The 20,500-nt window shown below is 46.4% G+C and carries 16 protein-coding genes; 8 read left to right on the plus strand and 8 right to left on the minus strand.

What is annotated here, in order from left to right; all coding sequences use genetic code 11:
• Positions 1 to 36 precede the first annotated feature (36 nt).
• The gene (locus tag ABHN01_RS07570) at positions 37 to 1,656 is read right to left on the minus strand and encodes a glycoside hydrolase family 13 protein (RefSeq protein ID WP_429875025.1); all 1,620 of its coding nucleotides are present in this window, start codon (positions 1,654 to 1,656) and stop codon (positions 37 to 39) included.
• 485 nt (positions 1,657 to 2,141) lie between these two features.
• Between ABHN01_RS07570 and ABHN01_RS07575 the strand changes: the two genes are divergently transcribed.
• The gene (locus tag ABHN01_RS07575) at positions 2,142 to 2,339 is read left to right on the plus strand and encodes a YvrJ family protein (RefSeq protein WP_429875026.1); all 198 of its coding nucleotides are present in this window, start codon (positions 2,142 to 2,144) and stop codon (positions 2,337 to 2,339) included.
• A gap of 89 nt (positions 2,340 to 2,428) precedes the next feature.
• Positions 2,429 to 2,800: a DUF423 domain-containing protein gene (locus ABHN01_RS07580; protein ID WP_429875027.1), complete on the plus strand. Its 372-nt coding sequence runs from the start codon at positions 2,429 to 2,431 to the stop codon at positions 2,798 to 2,800.
• Between the two features lie 44 nt (positions 2,801 to 2,844).
• Here the strand turns inward: ABHN01_RS07580 and gerQ are convergent, their stop codons facing one another.
• From gerQ to ABHN01_RS07595, 3 genes are all read right to left on the minus strand, one after another.
• A complete protein-coding gene (gerQ, locus tag ABHN01_RS07585; protein ID WP_425589528.1) occupies positions 2,845 to 3,408 on the minus strand; it encodes a spore coat protein GerQ in 564 nt (187 codons plus the stop codon).
• 253 nt (positions 3,409 to 3,661) lie between these two features.
• Positions 3,662 to 4,408, minus strand: coding sequence for a hydrogen peroxide-dependent heme synthase (gene hemQ, locus ABHN01_RS07590; protein WP_290397692.1), 747 nt, complete (start codon positions 4,406 to 4,408; stop codon positions 3,662 to 3,664).
• A 110-nt stretch (positions 4,409 to 4,518) separates the two neighbouring features.
• Complete coding sequence (locus tag ABHN01_RS07595) at positions 4,519 to 5,292, minus strand: sporulation protein (RefSeq protein WP_429875028.1); 774 nt, start codon at positions 5,290 to 5,292, stop codon at positions 4,519 to 4,521.
• A 211-nt stretch (positions 5,293 to 5,503) separates the two neighbouring features.
• Between ABHN01_RS07595 and pta the strand changes: the two genes are divergently transcribed.
• The gene (pta, locus tag ABHN01_RS07600) at positions 5,504 to 6,475 is read left to right on the plus strand and encodes a phosphate acetyltransferase (RefSeq protein ID WP_429875029.1); all 972 of its coding nucleotides are present in this window, start codon (positions 5,504 to 5,506) and stop codon (positions 6,473 to 6,475) included.
• A gap of 146 nt (positions 6,476 to 6,621) precedes the next feature.
• On the opposite strand, the gene ABHN01_RS07605 is transcribed toward pta, so the two are convergent.
• Positions 6,622 to 7,455, minus strand: coding sequence for a lipoate--protein ligase family protein (locus ABHN01_RS07605; RefSeq protein ID WP_429875030.1), 834 nt, complete (start codon positions 7,453 to 7,455; stop codon positions 6,622 to 6,624).
• Between the two features lie 3 nt (positions 7,456 to 7,458).
• Positions 7,459 to 8,259 carry a class I SAM-dependent methyltransferase gene (locus ABHN01_RS07610; protein WP_429875031.1) on the minus strand — a complete coding sequence of 267 codons (801 nt, stop codon included), beginning with the start codon at positions 8,257 to 8,259 and terminating at the stop codon, positions 7,459 to 7,461.
• A 152-nt stretch (positions 8,260 to 8,411) separates the two neighbouring features.
• Between ABHN01_RS07610 and ABHN01_RS07615 the strand changes: the two genes are divergently transcribed.
• The 4 genes from ABHN01_RS07615 to ABHN01_RS07630 all read left to right on the plus strand — a co-directional run bounded on the left by ABHN01_RS07615 (position 8,412) and on the right by ABHN01_RS07630 (position 15,691).
• On the plus strand, positions 8,412 to 8,735 hold the full coding sequence (locus tag ABHN01_RS07615; RefSeq protein ID WP_290397697.1) for a hypothetical protein: 324 nt from the start codon (positions 8,412 to 8,414) through the stop codon (positions 8,733 to 8,735).
• Positions 8,736 to 9,010: 275 nt separating this feature from the next.
• Positions 9,011 to 10,297 carry an HD domain-containing protein gene (locus ABHN01_RS07620; protein ID WP_429875032.1) on the plus strand — a complete coding sequence of 429 codons (1,287 nt, stop codon included), beginning with the start codon at positions 9,011 to 9,013 and terminating at the stop codon, positions 10,295 to 10,297.
• Positions 10,298 to 10,324: 27 nt separating this feature from the next.
• Complete coding sequence (locus ABHN01_RS07625; protein WP_429875033.1) at positions 10,325 to 10,831, plus strand: YwgA family protein; 507 nt, start codon at positions 10,325 to 10,327, stop codon at positions 10,829 to 10,831.
• A 504-nt stretch (positions 10,832 to 11,335) separates the two neighbouring features.
• Positions 11,336 to 15,691, plus strand: a complete 4,356-nt coding sequence (locus ABHN01_RS07630) for a S8 family serine peptidase (protein WP_429875034.1) — start codon at positions 11,336 to 11,338, stop codon at positions 15,689 to 15,691.
• Between the two features lie 374 nt (positions 15,692 to 16,065).
• Here the strand turns inward: ABHN01_RS07630 and ABHN01_RS07635 are convergent, their stop codons facing one another.
• Positions 16,066 to 17,379: an NCS2 family permease gene (locus ABHN01_RS07635; RefSeq protein WP_429875035.1), complete on the minus strand. Its 1,314-nt coding sequence runs from the start codon at positions 17,377 to 17,379 to the stop codon at positions 16,066 to 16,068.
• 206 nt (positions 17,380 to 17,585) lie between these two features.
• Between ABHN01_RS07635 and ABHN01_RS07640 the strand changes: the two genes are divergently transcribed.
• Positions 17,586 to 18,113: a YwhD family protein gene (locus ABHN01_RS07640; protein ID WP_429875036.1), complete on the plus strand. Its 528-nt coding sequence runs from the start codon at positions 17,586 to 17,588 to the stop codon at positions 18,111 to 18,113.
• Between the two features lie 294 nt (positions 18,114 to 18,407).
• On the opposite strand, the gene ABHN01_RS07645 is transcribed toward ABHN01_RS07640, so the two are convergent.
• A complete protein-coding gene (locus ABHN01_RS07645; RefSeq protein ID WP_429875037.1) occupies positions 18,408 to 20,474 on the minus strand; it encodes a transglycosylase domain-containing protein in 2,067 nt (688 codons plus the stop codon).
• Positions 20,475 to 20,500: the final 26 nt, after the last annotated feature.

Raw genomic sequence — 20,500 nt, forward strand, 5'->3', positions numbered from 1 at the left:
AAAAACAGGCTCATCCTAAATGGATAAGCCTGTTTTTTATAGATGGTAGATTCTTGCCTCATGTGGCTGAAGGATGTTTTGGCCGTTGACCGATGAATAGTTTCCAAGGACCAGATGATCTTCATTGGGCGTATAGGAAGCCGGGAGCGAAAATGAATGCGGCTCATCGCTATGGTTTAGCATGATCAGCCATGTGACACCATTCAAGCTCCTGGTGTAAATGTACAAATAAGGTTCACCCTCTGACAGATCCTGATAATCACCATAAACCATGACGTCGTGTTCTTTGCGCAAAGCGATCAGCTCCTTATAGAAATAAAAGACCGAATGGGGATCGTTCAGTGCGTTTTCAACATTGATATCTTTGTAGTTCGGGTTCAAGCTGAGCCAAGGCTTTCCACTGGTAAAGCCGGCGTTCTTTGATGTGTTCCACTGCATGGGAGTCCTCGAATTATCACGGCTTAACGGCTGAAGCTCGCGCAGCACCTCCTGCGGGTCTCTGCCTTTTCCTGTTTCTTCCCCATATTTATTTTTCATCGCGATATCCTCATACTCATTGATCGTCTCGAACCTTACCCCGGTCATTCCAATCTCTTCACCTTGATAAATATAAGGCATCCCAGGAAGGGTATGGACCATAGTAGCGAGCAATTTAGCCGATTCCACACGGTATTCCCGATCGTTTCCGTACCGTGTTACCTGCCGGGTATGGTCATGGTTGTTCAAAAATTGTGAGTTCCACCCTTTTCCATGCAAGCCTTCATACCACGTTTGCTGAATTTCCTTATACCTGAGCATATCCCAGGAAGGCATATCGTCCGCTACTTGGAAATGGAACAGCGTGTTCAGTTCATGCCGGTCTTCCCCAACATATTTTAGGCCGTCTTCAGGTGTAACGAACGGAATTTCGCCGACGGTCATCACATCGTAGTGCCGCAGCACTTTTTCGTTCATCTCTTTAAGATACTCGTGAATGCCGGGATTATTTCCGAGGTAATCAATGTTCTTTGGTTGTCCCGCATCGGGGAACCCTTTTTGTTTGGCCAAAAGATTGATCACGTCCATACGGAACCCATCAATTCCTTTATCGAGCCAAAACCTCATCATGCTGTAGATTTCTTCTCTGACTTCTGGGTTCCCCCAATTGAGGTCAGGCTGCTGGACGGCAAAAGAATGCATGTAATATTGATCCGTATGGGAATCGTATTCCCATGCAGAAGGAGAAAAATAAGAACGCCAATTGTTCGGTTCCCGGCCTTCTACAGGATCTTTCCAGATGTACCAGTCTCGCTTCGGATTATCCTTTGATGACCGAGATTCAAGGAACCATGGATGCTGATCAGAGGTATGGTTAACCACCAAATCCATGATAAGCTTCAATCCTCTGTTGTGAGCTTCGTTGAGCAGTTTTTCCCAAGTTTCCATCGTTCCTGCTTTTTTCATGACCGAACGATAGTCTGCGATGTCGTATCCGTTGTCCAGATCCGGTGACTCATAGATCGGATTGAGCCAGATCACGTCTGCTCCCAGTTCTTTAATATAATCGAGCTTTTGGATGACGCCTTCCATATCTCCAAAACCGTCTCCGTCTGTATCAAGAAAGCTGCGCCAATAGACTTGATAGACGACTGCTTCCTTCCACCATGTTCTCTTCAAAACCTTCACCCTTTCACCTTTTTCTCCATTATGAAGGATGGGAAGTTTCCTGAAAACCCATTTCGCAACTTGGTATTCCGATCCTTGGATTGATTACAGGAGGATCAGCGCTCGGCCTTGTCTATGCCGCTTCAGGAATACGAGGAGTCTTTGCGGGCTCCGCTCGTGGGAGCGGTGTCCGAAACGTTTGGCCCGGAGCCGGATTCAATCTGCCCATCGTCTTCTTGAGTGTTCTTCTCATCTTCTCGTTCTTTATAAAAGATGTTCCTGACGATCAGGGAAGACCACCAATTCATAAAGGGCCGTTTCAAAGGCTTTGGAATGTTTCACCTCCAAAAGCATCTAACTTTCTAAAACAGCTAGGTAAAAAGTCTTGTTTTTTAAAACGGTAAAAGGTATGATGGTAAATTTTACTGTTCGGGTTTATACTATTTTTACGAACATTTGTTCGTAAAAATATACTGAAAAAGTGAGGGAGATCTTAAATGAATACAGCTAATGATTGGCTAGGGCTAGTAAATCTCCTTGGGAATGTGGGCTTTCCGGTTTTACTGGCTGGCTATTTGATGCTGCAGTTTGAAAAAAGGATACAAAGCTTGGAAGCTGTAATAAAAGACTTGCGTGATGAACTGGTTGATAAGGAAGAGCTTGAAAAAAATTGCAGCAATACGGTCAAAGGCTGAGAGAAAAAGAGGATCTGAAAAATACGGATGTTTCATAACCTCCATTACTTTCTGGTATGATAAAAGAAAACTAGAGGAGTGGATTGGAAATGAAGCTGTTTTTAATCCTGGGTGCCGTGAATGCTGCACTGGCAGTCGTGCTGGGAGCATTCGGTGCTCATGGTCTGGAAGGAAAACTATCGGAGAGGATGCTCGAAGTTTATAAAACGGGTGTTCAATATCATATGTATCACGCCATCGGGCTCTTGATCGTCGGCCTTCTCGCGGGAAAACTGGCAAACTCAGGAGCATTGCATTGGTCAGGCTGGCTGATGTTCATTGGGATTATCCTGTTTTCCGGCAGCTTGTACGCATTAAGCACAACCGGTATTTCGAAGCTCGGCATCATCACGCCGTTTGGCGGAGTGGCATTTATTGTCGGCTGGGTACTATTCATCATAGCAGCAGTAAAAGGGCTGTAAAAAGGAAAAGAGCTTTGCTTATGGCAAAGCTCTTTTTTATCGTTTTATCTTGGGCTGTAGGTCGACATCGGCTGTCCTTGAGACTGTCCCTGGCTTTGCCCCTGCTGCTGCTCTCCCTGAGCCCCGCCATAAGGATAGGTATATTCAATTTCTTCATCGAACGTAATATAGTTGACGAATACCATGAGAAGAAGATAGCGTTTTCCGGTCTGTGGATCGCTCAGGATAATGTGGTCGCGTCCTGCAGCTTCTATCACTCCTCTGAATACTTTGGAATTCCACTTATCACTTCCTTCGAATGTTTGATAGACTGTCGCTACTTTTCCTTTGTTTAAACGCAGGATGTTTTCAATATAGGATTGTTCCAGCGGGAGCTGTCCAGGCGCTGCAATATCAGTTGGGAACTGGCCGTATGCCGCTCCAAGCCCTTGGGGCGGCATCGTCATGTCCGGGATCATCCCAGGCCCTGCATATCCTCCCTGTCCTTGCTGTCCCTGCGGCATCTGACCCTGACCCATTCCCATCTGGCCGGATTGAGTCATGCTGCCATAGTATGGCGGCATACCCCCGCCTGTTTGCTGGCCTTGTGTTTGCCTGTAATTCGTCATACTTGAAATCCCCCTTATACAAAAGGTTTTGGTAAACTTACGGACCGGTATAGGTTTCTTAATGATTGATAGAGTAGTGAAGGAGTCCATAAAACTACATTTCATCATATGTGAACATGCAGCCTGTTAGACCAAAAAAAAGCTGGCTCGCATGTCCGGCTTACTTGCGCGGCATGAGAACCAGCCCTAGGGAGGCGTTTTATTTTAAAGCTTCAGCGCTTGTCGGGCCTAAGAAGTGCGCTTCCGCTTTTCCTTAAACGTGTAAATAGCCAGGTACGGCTTCTTTTGTAAGCTGATTCCCGACATAGAATGAACCGAATTCACCGTAGCGTGCACTTACTTCATCAAATCTCATCTCATAGACGAGTTTTTTAAACTGAAGAACGTCATTGGCGAAGAGTGTGACCCCCCATTCCCAGTCATCGAATCCGACAGAGCCAGTGATGATCTGTTTGACTTTGCCCGCATAGCTTCGGCCGATCATGCCGTGGCTGTACATCAACTTTTTGCGTTCTTCCATCGGAAGCATATACCAATTGTCGTTTCCTTCCCGGCGCTTGTCCATTGGATAGAAGCAGACATATTTCCATTTCGGAAGCTCCGGTTTTAACCGTCCTTGAATCCTAGGGTCTGTTTCAGGGTCTGCATCGTTGGATGGATTATAGTTGCTCAGCTCCACCACAGATACATAGGAATAGGCAGGTATCGTATATTGTGCAAATGTTGTTTTATTGAACGCATTTTCGATTTCATTGAGGTCTTCCATCGTAGGACGGAGCAGCATCAGCATGAAATCTGCTTTTTGGCCAACGATCGAATAAAGGGCATGGCTGCCTTCTCTGCGGGCTTCGACTCCTTCCCATTTTTCCAAAAACGTCATAAATTCTTTGATGGCAGCTTCTCGTTCATCACTTGAAATCGCTTTCCAGGAGACCCAGTCCATCTTACGAAAATCATGGAGACAGTACCAGCCTTCCAGGGTTTGTGCAGCTTCACTCATGTATAGTCACTCCTTGGAACATAATGATAATTTCACTCTTTTCCAATATACCACATTTGATTGAATAAAAAAAAAAACCCCGGTCCGTTGGAAACAGCCGGGGATGAAAGTTACACGAATCGCTGAATGGCAGCGGTGATTTTGCTGCTAAGAATAGAATGATCCTGGAGCTCTCGTTCTGCAAAGGCAAGTCTGACATGTTTTTCATCCAGATCCATCGCTTCTTCAAGCATTCCGAAAAGCCCTTTTGCTTTCTTATCGATTTCCAAAATGATCTCTAAGGAGCTTCCATCACTTAGGAATACTGCTTCTACTTCATCCAACTTTCCCCTGAACATGCCGGTCGGCACATATTCGAATTCCTGAATAAACGGCAGGCGGCCGCCAGTAAATCGGGAAGCGGCTTCACAAGACGTGTGGCGAAGCACAAAGTCCAATCCTTCAATAGCTTCCATTGCTCTTCTGACAAGCGGTCCTGGATTAACCGTAATGTAATCTTTGTCTGACGGATCGACGGCATTCTTTATGTCTGCTCCGGTCTTCAGCCATACCGGTGTATGTCCGATGCTCAGCGGAACATCATAAGGCAGCCGGAACGAAAAAGGTATCTTTCTTATTTCCCCCGGCTGGATGGTTAAAGAATCAATCACCCGATGGCTTGCCACGGCTGCGTGTTCCCGGTATTTCTTATCATCAGATTCTCTTATGTATTCGGTCATAAGGAAAATGGATACCGAGTCAATCGGCTGAGCAACCTTTCCGCCGGCAATCTGTACAGTTCCGGTGACTTCCTCGCCGGGAATGAAACGGGTTTTGGTTAAGATCGTATCAATAGTTGCCGCACCGATACCTACACTGGCCAGCATTTTGTTCATAAAAGACATACTTAAAATCCTCCTTGAAATGGATAGTAAGATATACGGATCAATTTGTATAAAAGATTCAAACAGATTCCATATTTATCCTTTTTATCCTTTGTATATTCTAAATATAACAACTTCTTTGCACAAGCGCTTTCAATTAAGGGTATAGGTTTAAAACGGACGTGAAAAGGAGTACCCTAGTATGGAATGAACCCGAAGAGGAGGACCTCGCTTGAGCGATTTATTTAAAGAGTTAAAAGATAAGGTACAGCAGCAGAACCCGACGATTGTTTTCCCGGAAGGAACCGACGAGCGAATTCTGGCTGCAGCAGTGAGATTGGCTGAAGAAAACGTGCTTAAACCCATTCTGGTTGGAGATAAAGAAGAGATCACTTCGAGAGCAAAAGAAATTGGAGTCAGCCTTGGTGACATGGAATTAATCGACCCTAAACAGTACGCTGAATTCGACAGCCTGGTGGCATCATTCGTGGAACGCCGAAAAGGGAAGGCGACAGAAGAACAAGCTCGCCAGATCCTTACGGATGAAAACTACTTCGGAACCATGCTGGTCTACACAGGGAAAGCTCATGGGCTAGTGAGCGGAGCTGCCCATTCTACCGCGGATACGGTTCGCCCTGCCCTGCAGATCATTAAAACAAAAGAAGGCATCAAGAAAACGTCCGGCGCATTTATCATGGTTAAAGGCGAAGAGAAATATGTGTTTGCCGATTGTGCGATCAACATCGCCCCTTCAAGCGCCGACCTTGCTGAATCTGCATTAGTGAGCGCGCATACGGCAAGAGTATTCGGCATCGACCCGAAAGTGGCACTCCTAAGCTTTTCAACGAAAGGGTCCGCTAAATCGGCTGAAACTGAAAAAGTAGTAGAAGCGACCGAGCTGCTGAGCGGCATGAACCCAGATTTTCCGTTTGACGGCGAACTTCAGTTCGACGCGGCTTTTGTTTCTTCCGTAGCTCAGAAAAAAGCACCGGATTCTCCTTTAAAAGGCGAAGCGAACGTATTTATCTTCCCTGGACTCGAAACAGGAAACATCGGGTATAAGATGGTTCAGCGCCTTGGCGGTTTTGACGCGATCGGACCGATACTGCAAGGACTAAACATGCCGGTTAACGACCTTTCCCGCGGCTGCAACGAGGAGGACGTGTACAAGCTCGCTCTTATTACAGCGATGCAGGCATTATAGGAAAGCGCAAGCGCTCTGTTAAGGTCCGACAAGCGGCCAAAGAAGAATTGTGTTTTTCAATACATCCTCAGAGGACTAGGATGAAATAAAATTCATATTTCATCTTTTATGCTGAAGCTGGACAACACATAAAAAAGCACTGGAGATTAAACCTCCAGTGCTTTTACATTTCGTTCCCATACCCGCTGATAGTTGTAGTCATATATTTGAATCTCGTTAACGGAAAGTGGAGATGAAACGAGATGACTGCTTTCTTCTTTTAATACATATAAGAGTCTTGTCATCAAGCCGGCGACGGTGAGCTCCAATCCTGCCAATTCAGATAAAGAAGCCATTACTTCAGGCTGTATGTCGGGATAGACGAATTTAGTAGGCTCACCCTGAAGGCCATGTTGATAAAAATCCCGGATGGCCTCGGCTCTTTCAGCACCGCTTCCGTTCACACATAAGTAGATCTGCACAGCTGCTCCATTGCGGATGCGCCGCTGCGAGATACCTGCAAACTTCTTCCCGCCTACACTCAGATCATAGCTTCCCGGGCAATACGACCCATGGATTTCCCGTGCATCAAACATGACATCATAGGGGCTCAGCATTTTTTGTATGAGTTCGACCATCGTGTCATATCCCTTGTTGATTTCGATACTGCTTTCTTTTTCGGGAAGAATGATTGAAATATTCAATACTCCTTCATCAAGCACGACGGCTAGTCCGCCTGAATTACGGACAATCACACGGTATCCCTTTGATTTTAAAACTTGCATCCCTTCATGCAGATGGGGAAGGCGGGTATCCTGGATGCCGAGGACAACGGTGTTGTGGTGCACCCATGTACGGACAGTGGGTGAAGATTCACCCGCCCCGATCGACGTACAGAGCGTATCATCCATCGCAAAAGACTGCAGGGCGTCAAAGGACGGACCGAGACTGGACTGGTCGATTATCCGCCATTTTGGCTGAAATAACAATGAAGTGCCCATCGTCTATCGCTTCTCCGCTTCAATGATGAAGGTTTTAGGAATGCCATGGTCAAAATCACCAGGATGCGGTTCTTCTTTCAGCTGTTTAATAAACAGTCCAGCAGTTCCGATCGCGGTTACGATTTCACCCAGTGTCCATTTGCGGATCTCCACTTGATAAGGTTTTCGTTCTTCTTCTGTGGCATATTGAAGTTCAGGAAGAAACTTCGAATACGATACATCTACAGTTTCAAGTGATGTGCTGAAATAGTCCCCGCTCACCTTGTGCTTTCTCGCTGCCTGGCTTTTGCCCTGGGACGTAATGAGCTTTGTGGAGACCGGATGGAAATCTTGCAGGACAAATCTTCCGCCAGGTTTAAGCAAGCGATAAACCGTCGTGAAGAACGGCACAAGATCTGTAAAATAATGAAGGATCCCGTTTTCTGTTAGAACAAGATCATAATCCCCTGAGAGTTCTTCTTCCGGAAGGTCGAGAACATCACACTTGATATAACGGAGCGGAACCCCGGCCTCATGAGCAAGCTCTTTTGCATAGCGTTCGTTCGGTTCAGAAAGATCAATGACGGTTGCATCTGCACCAAGCAGTGCCATCGCCACAGCCTTGCTGCCATGGGAGCCAAGAAGGTTGCAGGCCTTCTTCCCTTTTACATCGCCTATATAGGTTTCAAGCGGACTCAACCGCTTTACCGGATCTTTTTTTAGTTTAGCAGCGGCTTTCGCCGGTTCGCCAAATCGATGGGTCCAGGCTTCGTAAGACTTTTCGTTCCAAGCCTGACTGTTCTGGTTTTGTTGTGTGTGATCCACGAGTCATCCTCCTGCTTCTTTCATTCCTTACTAGTATAACGCAACAGGCAGCGGAGCTTCCATGCCGGAAAATTAATTGCAACTTTTTGGAATGTATTTACGTAAGTATAGGTATAGTGAATGGAAGAGATACGGACAAAGGAGGAGATCCATTGAATAAGAACATATCCAGAACCTTAAAGTGGGTTTCAGGAGGATTTGAAGCGCTGCTGGGCATACCATTTGTTGGAGGAACCATCGTGGTTTCCTTTCTATGGACACCGCTCGCTCTTGCGCTTGCCCTCCATATCGCAACCCTCGTCTTTTCGGCGAAAGAAGGTAAAGCGAGACACGGGAGCGTTCTTGGCATCGTGACTTCCTGCATCGCGTGGATCCCGTTTGTCGGGATGATCATGCATATTATTTCCGCCATCCTGCTGCTGGTCGATGCCTACAGGCAGAAGGATACAGATAACAAGGTCGTAGATACGCAGTAAAAGAGAGGATGGCCCCGCGGGTCTCCTCTTTTTTTGATACCAAAAGAAAAAGAAAGCATGACAGCGATTGAAGATATACAGCTGTCAAAACCGCTCGTTTTGTTTGTTGTATCATGGTTCAAAATTACGTAAAATAGGGTATACTTCACAATGAAACAAATCATACAGCAAACACAACAATCCTTCTGGCGAACATATGCATGAGAAGGGATTTTCTTTTTTTAGCAGAACTATAAACATAAACTAATTGCGGCTGAAGGAGCATTTACTAAGATATGGCGAAAGAAATGGGTCAGTTGAATGAAGAAAAGGTGTTTAAAGATCCTGTTCACCGTTACATTCATGTAAGGGACGAGCTGATCTGGAAGCTGATAGGCACGCGTGAATTTCAGCGTCTTCGACGGATTCGCCAGCTGGGTACTACCTATTTGACGTTTCATGGAGCTGAACACAGCCGTTTCAGCCACTCTCTCGGTGTATACGAGATTACAAGACGGATCGTTGAAATATTTCAAAACAGGCCGCACTGGAACGAAGGCGAAAGGATGCTTGTTCTTTGTGCTGCACTGCTGCATGACATTGGACACGGGCCTTTTTCCCACTCCTTTGAAAAAGTGTTCGGAGTTGATCATGAAGACTTCACAAAGGATATCCTGTTAGGCGATACCGAAGTGAATGATGTCCTTCGCTTGCAGGGGGGGGATTTTCCCGGAAAAGTGGCCGAAGTCATTGAAAAGACCTACCATGACAAGCTGATCGTCAGCATGATTTCCAGCCAGATTGATGCCGACAGGATGGATTACCTTCTTCGCGACGCCTATTTTACAGGAGTAAGCTACGGGAATTTCGATCTGGAGCGGATTCTTCGTGTCATGCGCCCGATGGAAGAGGGAGCGGTGATCAAGGCAAGCGGGATGCATGCTGTAGAAGACTATATTATGAGCCGATATCAGATGTATTGGCAGGTCTATTTCCATCCGGTCACAAGAAGTGCCGAAGTGATCTTGAGCAAAATTCTTCACCGGGCAAAGGACCTGTATCAGGAGGGCTATCCATTTAAGCATGACCTGACGCATTTCCGCTCACTGTTCGAGGGGAAAATCACCCTGGAAGACTACATAAAGCTTGATGAGGGAGTCATGCAGTATTACTTCCAAGTGTGGTTGGACGAAGAGGATAGTACGCTTCGTGACCTGTGCCGACGCTTTTTGGACAGGAAGCTCTTTAAATACTCGGAGATGGTTTCTGTTTCAGAAGTGCTCCGCCTTTCAGGATATTTTGAGGAAGCGGGCATCGATCCCAAATATTACCTCGTGGTTGACTCCTCTTCTGACCTGCCGTATGACTTTTACAGGCCGGGAGAGAAAGAGGAAAGGCTTCCCATCAATCTTTTAAAAGCCAATGGTGAAATTCGTGAACTTTCAGGAGAGTCAGATGTAGTAGAGGCGATTTCAGGGAAAAGAAGAACGGACCATAAACTCTATTATCCTGCTGAGCTGATCGAAAAGATAGATGACAATATACTGAAAGAAAAGATAAAACAAATATTGAAAAGGGATTAACAGGTATCATTTTAAGGGGGAAATACTGTGTTTGATGATCATTTAAAGGTCATAACGGTCATTAAGGAGGCCGGGGAAGTCATAGGGCGAAAAAAGCTGCAGAAGATGATCTATATCGCCAAAAAGCTTAACTTCCCATTTCAGGAAAAATATGAATTCCATTTTTACGGCCCCTACTCGGAAGAATTAACACTGCGGGTCGAAGAATTGTGCAACCTGGGCTACGTGTACGAAACCAAAGAAAAAGTGAGCGGCTATTCCCAGTATCGCTATTCTCTTAATAAAGAAGGGGAGGAATTTTTGGCCAGCTATGGAAAGAACATTCCGAAGCTTGGAGAGTGCGTTCGATCGATGAATGAACAATCCTCACGATTCTTAGAACTCGTCTCTACGATCTTATTCTTTTCACATTTGGCGGAAGACGAAGTTAAAGTCAAAATTCAGACCTTAAAGGCCAAACAAAAATATACCGAAGAAGAAATTCAGGAAGGCTATACATTCATCAGCCAGCTTGAAAACTGTATCGTGCAGTAAGTTTGTTTATCTTTTTTTTAAAGCTGATTTGCCCCAAGATCACAAGGGCATAAATCAGCTTTTTTGATGTGGGGTAAAACAGGAAAATAGAACTGTGATCATTGTCACTGTCCTAATTTGGGGTGTGCGTCGATGACGAAATAACCAGTAGAATAGTTGAGGTCCATCCCATTGAGTGAGCTCCTGTACCCTTTTGCCTATTATGTAATTTTTAACAAATAGAACAATTATATCCTTTGATTGTTTAGTTATTGTAAATTTATAAAGAAGATTCCCATGGTTACTCACGAATCGGGGCATGAAAGAATACCCATTCTTTTACAAATACAAACGATTCATTTTTACAAAATTAGGAATTTTATGATTACTTTCCCAATTTCCTTCCCTTATGATTGAGCTATCTTCCAAGGCTTTTGCATAGATACGGCAACCAAACTTAGAAGAGGAGGGGTGGATTAGATCGGTCCGGTTCAGCAGTGAAAATTGAGGGGAGGATGATGAACGATGAAAGCAAAACATCTTCGCTTATTCAGTCTAGTGATGTGCTTGTGCTTACTGATTCCCTTAGTACTTCCGAAGAGTGCAGCGGTATCTGCAAAGGCGAAGCCGCACGTATCCATGAAAAAAGCAAGTGCGACGGGCGGCGCCAAAATCAGCAGCAAGCTGCAAAAGCAATTTGATGATAAGGACCTGGTTACGTTCCTCATCAGGTTCAAGGAACAGGCCGATACTGAAAAGGCGGCAAAAGAAGCTGCCCAAAAGGCCAAGCAGAAGAAGCTCAGCGCATTTAAAACAGAATTGAATAAACGATCTGCCGTCGTTTCTGAGCTTCGCGCAACAGCGATGGCAGCACATGCGGGCGTAAAGCAATACTTAACTCAGCAAAAGAAGGAAGGGAACGCAAAGGATATCCGTTCCTATTTTATCGTGAACGGCATGGCGGTCACAGCCACAAAGACCGTAATGGAAAAAGTGGCGTCTTTTCCTGAAGTAGACAAGGTCCTCCCTAACGAAATCAGGCATATCCAGCCTGTCCAAGAAGCAAAAGGAAAGGCCATTCCCACGATAGAAGCAGCTAAAGCCTCAAAAGAATCGGCAAAGGCTGCCAAAGAAACGAAGGCAGAACCAGCCTCTGTCAAGTGGAACATCGACCGAGTAAGTGCACCGCAAGTCTGGAACATGGGCATCGATGGCTCAGGAACAGTTGTAGCCAATATCGATACCGGTGTTCAGTGGGATCATCCTGCTTTGAAAGAAAAATACCGTGGTTATAATGCATCCAACGGTTCTGTAAATCACGAATTCAACTGGTTCGATGCGAAGGCAGGACGAGCCGCACCATACGATGATGATAATCACGGAACCCATACGATGGGTACCATGGTGGGCGGTGAACCGAATGGAAATAATCAGATCGGTGTAGCGCCAGGCGCCCAATGGATCGCTGTAAAGGCCTTTACTCCGAGTGGAGGAAGTGATGCTGACCTGCTAGAGGCAGGACAATGGATCATCGCCCCGACGGATGCTGCTGGAAATCCACACCCCGAAAAAGCGCCTGATGTAGTGAACAACTCTTGGGGCGGCGGACCTGGCATCGATGACTGGTACCGACAAATGGTACAAAACTGGCGTGCAGCCGAAATCTTCCCCGAATTTTCCGCAGGCAACACCACGTTAACCAATCCGGGCGGACCTGGCTCAGTCGCCAACCCGGCGAACTATCCTGAATCTTTTGCCACCGGAGCTACGGACATCAACAACAAACTAGCCTCTTTTTCTTTGAGGGGACCGTCCCCGTATGGCGGCATTATGAAGCCCGAAATCTCAGCGCCAGGCGTAAACATCCGTTCATCCATTCCTGGAAACAACTATGAGGGAGGATGGAATGGAACCTCGATGGCAGGGCCGCACGTTTCTGCGGTTGTCGCTCTCCTCCGCCAGGCCAATTCCTCTCTGACGGTGGATCAGATCGAAACCATACTTAAAGAGACAGCGGCTCCTCTCACTGACACCGATTATCCTGAAAGCCCGAACAATGGCTATGGACATGGTCTGGTCAATGCATTCGATGCTGTATCCTCGATTATCAGCGGCTTAGGAAAAGTGAAAGGGGCAGTCATGAAAGAAGGAGAGGACTCGGAAGCCCCAAACTATACGCACGAAGCCCCTTCTGAAACGTATGCGGGAATGGACCTTCCGTTATCCATTACAGTCAAAGATAACGTGAGTGTTTCTTCTGTCACTCTTCAATATCAGAACAATGAAGGAAACTGGCAGTCTGCTGAAGCAGAACGCACGAGCGGAAACTATAGCGAAGGAACATATTCAGCGGTTCTTCCGGGCGATGCGGTTGCCGTGCCTTCCGTATCTTACCGCTGGAAAGTGGTTGATTTTGGCCAGAATGATGTAACCACCGATTCGTACAGTGTGAATGTTCGTCCCGGGATCACCGCGGGTTACTCTGCCGATTTTGAAACCCAGCCTGTTGGATGGGCATCATGGGGAGATAAAAACTCATGGGAATGGGGAACGCCGACTTCAGGTCCAGGAAATGCGGCCTCAGGCACAAATGTGTATGGTACCAATCTTGACGGAAACTACGACAACAGTGCAAACATGGCCCTGAGGATGCCGCCTGTAGACTTGGGTGACGGCCCCGCCTATCTTCAGCTGAAGCATTGGTATGGAATCGAGAACAACTATGATTATGCGCAAATTTTTGTTTCTGCCGATCAGCAGAATTGGGTAGAAAAAGCAAGATTCACGAATAAGAGCAACGGATGGCTGGATGCGCAGGTTGATCTTTCTGCCTATGCAAACCAGAGAATCTATATCGTATTTAATTTAAAGACAGACGGAAGTGTGACCAAACCGGGCTGGTATTTGGATGATGTGAAATTGTCAGCAACTCCGGCAGGAACTTCAAAAGCAGGTACTGCGCTTCAAGGCAAACCGGCAGGAGAAGTGAAGGATGCTGTGAAAAAAGCAGTGAATCCGGAAAAAATCCAGCCAGTGAACCAACTGGCGTTCAAGAAAACGGATGAGAGCAAAAAAGAAGCTGCTCCAAACGGCCTTCCGATCAATGCCGAGGTCAGCGTGCTGGAAACAGGGCGGTCCACGAAAACCAACCCTGCAAACGGAACCTACTCTCTGACACATGCAGCTGGAGACTATACGCTTGTTGCAGAATCATACGGGTATCGTTCACAGCAGCAGAATGTTCACATCGAAGCAGAAGGTGAAACAGAAAAGAGCTTTATGCTGGAAGAGATTCCAAAAGGCATGATTTCCGGTACCGTAACGAATCAGCAAACCGGTGCCCCAATCAAGGATGCCATCGTTTATGTGGCAGAGGATGCTGCGGTCCAGCCAGTAAAAACGGATGAAAACGGCAACTACAGCCTAAATGTGTATGAAGGTATGTATACTGTCAAAGTGGTGGCTTCCGGATACTACGGAAAAGACATGCAGGCTGTCGTCAAAGGAAATGAAACGACAGACAAGGATGCCGCACTTAAGCCATTTATATCCGCTCCGGGAGGCGAAATCGGCTATGATGACGGAACTGCTGAAAATGCCCATGCCTTCTATGATGCTGGAAATGGATGGGCGGTTAAGATGTCCCTTCCGGCAGGAAAAGAGCAAGGCTTGGTAACGGGCGGAATGTTCCGTTTCTGGGATACGGAATGGCCGGTTCCAGGTGGTACTGAAATCAAAGTGGCGGTTTACGATGCGAGCGGCCCGGATGGAGCACCAGGCAAGAAACTCGCCGGTTCAATGGATGCTGCGGCTCTTCGAAATGGAGAATGGACGAAGGTCGATCTTTCAAGCTATGGCATTCAAGTATCAGGTGATTTCTACTTGGTCTATTTCCAAGTGAAACCGAATCCGAATGCACCGGGTCTCGCCACCGATGAAAACGGGACCAATGCAGGGCGAAGCTCGCAGTATGTCGGGGGTGCCTGGTCACCTTCACCAGCCGATGAAGGTAACTACATGATCCGCGCCTTGGTGGATTATGAAGTAACGGCTCCTGTTATTTCGTCTCCTGCAGACGGAAGCTTTACAAATCAAGAGACGGTGACTGTGGAAGGCCAGACCGCCCCAAATATTAAAGTGCACGTCTTGAAAGACGGGGTGAAGGCAGCAGAAGCCACGGCTGACAAAGACGGGAAGTTTGCTGCTGATGTCACCCTGTCCAACGGTGATAATGTGCTGACCGCTAAGGCCGTCACCGACCGTGGAAGCACGGATGCATCGGTTCCTGTGAAAGTGACACTCGATCAGAAGAAGCCGAAGCTCGTTATCGATAGCCCCGCAGACGGATTGAAAACCAATAAAGAGACGGTCACCGTTAAAGGAAAAGTAACAGAAGATCACATTCAATCGGTGAAGGTGAACGGAGACGATGTCACAGTCAAAGCCGATGGCAGCTATTCCTACCGCATAATGCTCGAGTTAGGGGAAAATGTGATTAAAGTAGCCGCACGGGATAAGGCAGGCAATAGCGTATCCAAAAAAGTAACGGTATATGCCCAGTATGAGGATCTTGTTATTGAAAATCTCAAGCCGGACAGAGATAAAACCTTGAAGTCGGGCCAGACGGTCAAGATTGAATTTGACAGCTCACAAGATTTGGAAGCTGCATTCGTTATCCATATGCCGCTCACGAATGCCAGAGCAGCTGTAACGAACGCGACAGAGCTTCCAATGAGAGAGACCTCGCCGGGGCATTATGAAGGCTATTATACAGCGACCTCCAACATCAAAGTCAGAGGAGCCGCTGTGAAAGTCAAAGTGAAAGATGATTACGGCAACAGCACAAGTAAGACTGCAGAAGGAAAATTGAATATCAATTAATTAGATCTACATGGAAGCCCTAGCTAATCGAGGGCTTCTTTATACTATCTTTTCTTGCTGCATGTTTTGATTACGTGCGAATTTTGTGGGTTTACCATCCACTTTTTGTCGATTACGATCCACTTTATGTCGATTACGATCCACTTTTTTCAGTTTACGTGCGGGTTTTCACTGTTTAAGTGCCAAACACAGCACGTTACAGGCCAAACCACGCATCATCTTTCCTTGCATAACGATTTCAGTTTCAGTTACACGGTTTGGCCGAAAAAACAAAAAAAGCAAGCGACCTTTTAATTAAAAGGCCGGTTGCTTTTTTATTAGTGTTCAGCTCCAGCGCTTGTCGAACCTTAGCAGGACGCTTGCCACGTTTCTAACTAGTGCGGCAGGAAGGCGAGCTGATAGAAGAACAGTACAGCAAACAAATATACGAGAAATGGTACTTCACGCCATTTGCCGCGGGCGATTTTTAATAGCGGATACGAGATGAAACCGAAAGCAATTCCTGTTGCGATGCTGGACGTGAGCGGCATCGTCAAGATGATGATAAACGCGGGGAACGCTTCATCAAGCTCATCCCATTTGATCTTTCCTAATGCACCAAGCATCAAGCTCCCAACAATGATCAGGGTTGGAGCAGTGATGGCTGACAGTCCGGATATCGCTCCGACTAGCGGAGAGAAAAACGCGGATATGATGAACAAGACGGCAACTGTAACAGAAGTAAGACCTGTTCTTCCTCCGGCTGCTACTCCAGAAGACGATTCAATATACGCACTTGTCGGGCTCGTCCCAATGGCTGCCCCTACGGTAGTAGCTACAGAATCCGCCAGCAGGGCTTCACGGGCTTTTGGCATCTTGTTGTTTTTCATCAGCCCGGCTTGTTCTGCAACACCGACCATCGTTCCCGTCGTATCGAAAATCGTTACGAGCAGGAAGGAGAAAACAACGGCAAACAGTCCATAATGAAACACATCAGCAAAAGCGGTCATCGGATCTCCGAAAATGAAGAATGATTTTGGCATCTCTGGAACAGACACGATACCTTTAAATTTTAATTGTCCGGTAAAATACGCGATAATTCCGGTGATGATCATGCCGAAGAATAACGCTCCGTTCACATTCAACGCCATTAGAATGAGCGTAATCGCCAAGCCCGCGAGAGCAAGCATAACAGAATGAGAATGAAGATTTCCTAAAGAAACCAAGTTTTCTTTATGGGCGGTAATGATTCCTGTCATGCGCATTCCGATAAAGGCGATGAAGAGACCGATACCTGCAGTGATTCCGTATTTTAAGTTGGCGGGGATCGCCTCGATGAGTTTTTCACGAAAAGGTGTTAAAGATAGTATGACGAAAATAATACCTGCTACAAAAACAGCGCCAAAGGCTGTTTGGTACGAGATATTGGTATGATTGCCTACCACTGAGAAGGCGAAATAGGCATTAAGCCCCATACCCGGCGCAATGGCGATTGGGAGGTTGGCGAAAAGCGCCATCCATAGCGTTCCAACAACGGTAGCGATAATTGTCGCTATGAAAACAGTATTAAAAGGAACTCCGGCAGAGTGAAGAACAATCGGGTTAACGATAACGATATAGACCATTGTTAAAAAAGTTGTAATCCCTGAAATGACTTCGGTTCTTACGTTTGTCCCGCGTTCTTTTAGTTTAAAGAATGATGAAAACATTGGTGTACCTCCAAAAAATACGAACAATTTTTAAATGCTTACTTATAATATTCGTTTTTAGTATGTATTGCAACCTATTTTATCAAGTATTGTTACCTGTTTATCTTCATATGATACTAGCATAGAAGTCATTGCAGTCTTAAATCGCTGAGAGTTGTGGTAAAATGAAGATAGAATTGAAGCGATGTCGGGAGGTTTAACATAACATGAAGGATATTTTCGGATCAGATCAAAATAAGAATAAAAAAGGAATGGGATTCACGATTTTAAGCGGGGATTCAACGGACGGCCATGGCGGATACGGGGTTGGAGCGTTGAGCCTTGACCATATGACACCTGTTATCGTTGATCCTGTTGACGGTGATGCCTACGTTGATATGGGTGCGATGCATGCCCGCAGTGACATAGAAAAGCGCATTAAATTCACACCGGACCGCGCCAACACTCCAAATCCAAGATTGTACTGGCTCGTATGGGTCACCATTAACCGGAATGAAGAAGGCCCGTTCTATTACGGGGTAGCTGCATGTGAAATGCAGATCGATGCTGAAGCACGGCGCGGCTATAAAAGCCTGCCTGAGCACGTCAACCGAATGGATAAATCCTTAAAAGGCCACGTGATCGTCGATGATATGGACGAAAAATCGAGGGTGCTTCTCGGCGAGTTTTTGAAAAGCCATGATGAAGGCATGTTCAGCCGTTCTTCAGAGGAAGTAAGGAAATTATTGCCATAAAATTGGAAGAGTTATGAACCTTTTTTGAACATTTTCTAAAAAACTTGTGACAATTCCGTGGAATACCGTAAAATGAAGCTAGCATTGCACACACAATGTTGCTAGGACAATAAACAGCCCGGGAGCTTTCGAGCACCCGGGCTGTTTATTTTGTTGCAAGTGTTTTTTGTGAAGATGATGTGTTTTGCAAGTAAGATGTGTCGAACCGCAAGTAAATCATGTGAAATCGCAAAGTAATGCCCCGTATTCCGCAAGCAAAACACCAAAAAAACCTATCATGTCACCCTCATTAAATCAGTGCCACCACGGAAAGACTTTTTGAAACCATCCTTTTCTCTTATGATCGAATCCGTTGTGATCGAATGGGCGGTCTCCCGCATGTTCGTGGCAGTATTCTGTTGGCTCTGTTCCCTCTATATAATACGTGCGCCGTTTCACCGGGCAATTTTCCGTTGCGAGCTTTCCGTTTTTAGGATTCACCATTACACTGACGACGCCTTTTGGCTTCTTAAAGGCAGCTGCCGGCTCATTTTTCAGAGCGTTCTCCATGTAGTGGACCCAGATTTTTTTGGAATAGCTTCCATCGTTGATCCGATTGATCTCTTTTCCTTGGTCATACCCGATCCAAACGCCTGTCGTCAGCTGAGGAGTAAAGCCGACCATCCAGCTGTCGGTCGGGGTCGAGCCGGATTTTCCTGCTGCCGGGCGGGTCAGGTACTGGTCGATGCTTGAACCGGTGACCTTCGTATAGTCGTTCAGCTTTTCGTCAAACATCCCTTTCATCAAGTCCGTCATCACAAAAGCCGCCCGTTTGTCGAGAACCTGTTTCTTCTTATACTGATGCTCGTAGATCACATTGCCCTTGCTGTCTGTAATTTTCTTAATGAAAACCGGTTCCACCCGTTTGCCGCCGTTCGCAAAAAGGTTGTAGGCGTTTGTCATCTCCATGACGCTTACCCCCTTTGTTCCCAGAGCGAGGGAGGGAACACTGGATAAGGGGCTCTTGATCCCGAACTGGCGCGCGGCTTTGACGAGTTTCTTCGGCCCAAGAAAAAGATTGGTCTTGACCGCATAAATATTATCAGAAAGTGCGAGAGCTTCAGAAAGAGTGATGAAATCATAGGCATATAGATCGTTGTAGTTCTTTGGTTCGTAATCTTTTTGCCCATCCCCCATCGCGAACGAAGTCGGCTCGCTCTTTATAGTGGTGGATGGTGTATAGCCGTTTTTTAGCGCTGTATAGTACAAGAATGGCTTAAAGGATGAGCCTGGCGCACGTTTTGCCTGAACAGCCCTATCAAAAGGGCTTTCTGCAAAATTTCGGCCCCCGATGAGTGCCTTCACGTCCCCATTTCTTGGATCCATCGAAACAAGAGCAGTCTGAATGGAGGAATCTTTATCGATTTGTTCCTCGACTTCCTTTTCTGCTGCTTTTTGCATAGAAACATCCAGGGTTGTATAGATGTGCAGTCCGCCAAGCTCAACCAGCTTCGGATCGAGCTTCAGTTCGCTCTTCAGTGTCTTCATCACTTCCGCCTGAAAGTAAGGAGCGATTTTAGGCTTCTGTTCGTCTTTTTCACTCACAATCGTAAGTGGAGCAGCAGCAGCCTCCCGTGCTTCTTTTCTGGTGAGAAAGTGATTTTTCTCCATCGCCCTTAAGATAATAGACTGCCGCTGTTTAGCCCGTTCTTCATGATAGAGAGGAGAATAATAGCCGGGCCCTTTTGGTATGCCTGCCAGCATGGAGGCCTCAGGTACGCTGAGGCTGCTTGAATCCTTGCCAAAATAAAATGCGGAAGCGGATTGAATGCCATAGGTGCCGTGGCCGTAATAGATTGTATTTAAATAACCTTCGAGTATATCATTTTTCGAATAATTCATTTCTAGTCTTATCGTATAAAAGGCTTCCATCGCTTTTCGAAACCACGTTTTATCATGGGTTAAAAAGAGGTTCCTCGCAAACTGCTGGGAGATCGTGCTCGCTCCCTGGACCTTTGCCCCGGCCCTGACGTCTGCCAAGAGAGCGGCTGCGATCCGCTTTAGGTCAAATCCATGATGGTCATAAAAGTTTTTATCCTCTATGGCGATGGTTGCCTGTATAAGTGCAGGACTCATTTTGTTCAATGGAACCCAGAAACGTTTTTCACCGGAGTTGTTGATCTCGCCGATCTCTTCTCCATCCCGGGCATGAATGACAGTCGTCTGCGGAACAAGCAAAGGAGGAGGACCCAACAACTTGGCCAGCAGCAGCACGCCGAGAAGGCATGCAGCCATTCCTCCTGCCATAAAGGCGGCCAGTTTGCCGATCGCTTTTGCTTTTTGTAGTGAAGTATACTCCTTCCAGCGCGTGATCCAGGACATGCCTATACCCTCCTTCATTTTTTCAT

Origin of the sequence: Fictibacillus sp. NRS-1165 (assembly GCF_050468105.1) — a bacterium.
Lineage (GTDB): Bacteria > Bacillota > Bacilli > Bacillales > Fictibacillaceae > Fictibacillus_C > Fictibacillus_C terrinigri.

Excerpts from the sequence above, each read along its gene's own strand:
- ABHN01_RS07575 (WP_429875026.1), top strand. The coding sequence starts at position 2,142 with ATGAATACAGCTAATGATTGGCTAGGGCTAGTAAATCTCCTTGGGAAT.
- ABHN01_RS07580 (WP_429875027.1), top strand. The coding sequence starts at position 2,429 with ATGAAGCTGTTTTTAATCCTGGGTGCCGTGAATGCTGCACTGGCAGTC.
- gerQ (WP_425589528.1), bottom strand. The coding sequence starts at position 3,408 with ATGACGAATTACAGGCAAACACAAGGCCAGCAAACAGGCGGGGGTATG.
- hemQ (WP_290397692.1), bottom strand. The coding sequence starts at position 4,408 with ATGAGTGAAGCTGCACAAACCCTGGAAGGCTGGTACTGTCTCCATGAT.
- ABHN01_RS07595 (WP_429875028.1), bottom strand. The coding sequence starts at position 5,292 with ATGTCTTTTATGAACAAAATGCTGGCCAGTGTAGGTATCGGTGCGGCA.
- ABHN01_RS07605 (WP_429875030.1), bottom strand. The coding sequence starts at position 7,455 with ATGGGCACTTCATTGTTATTTCAGCCAAAATGGCGGATAATCGACCAG.
- ABHN01_RS07620 (WP_429875032.1), top strand. The coding sequence starts at position 9,011 with ATGGCGAAAGAAATGGGTCAGTTGAATGAAGAAAAGGTGTTTAAAGAT.
- ABHN01_RS07630 (WP_429875034.1), top strand. The coding sequence starts at position 11,336 with ATGAAAGCAAAACATCTTCGCTTATTCAGTCTAGTGATGTGCTTGTGC.
- ABHN01_RS07635 (WP_429875035.1), bottom strand. The coding sequence starts at position 17,379 with ATGTTTTCATCATTCTTTAAACTAAAAGAACGCGGGACAAACGTAAGA.
- ABHN01_RS07640 (WP_429875036.1), top strand. The coding sequence starts at position 17,586 with ATGAAGGATATTTTCGGATCAGATCAAAATAAGAATAAAAAAGGAATG.
- ABHN01_RS07645 (WP_429875037.1), bottom strand. The coding sequence starts at position 20,474 with ATGTCCTGGATCACGCGCTGGAAGGAGTATACTTCACTACAAAAAGCA.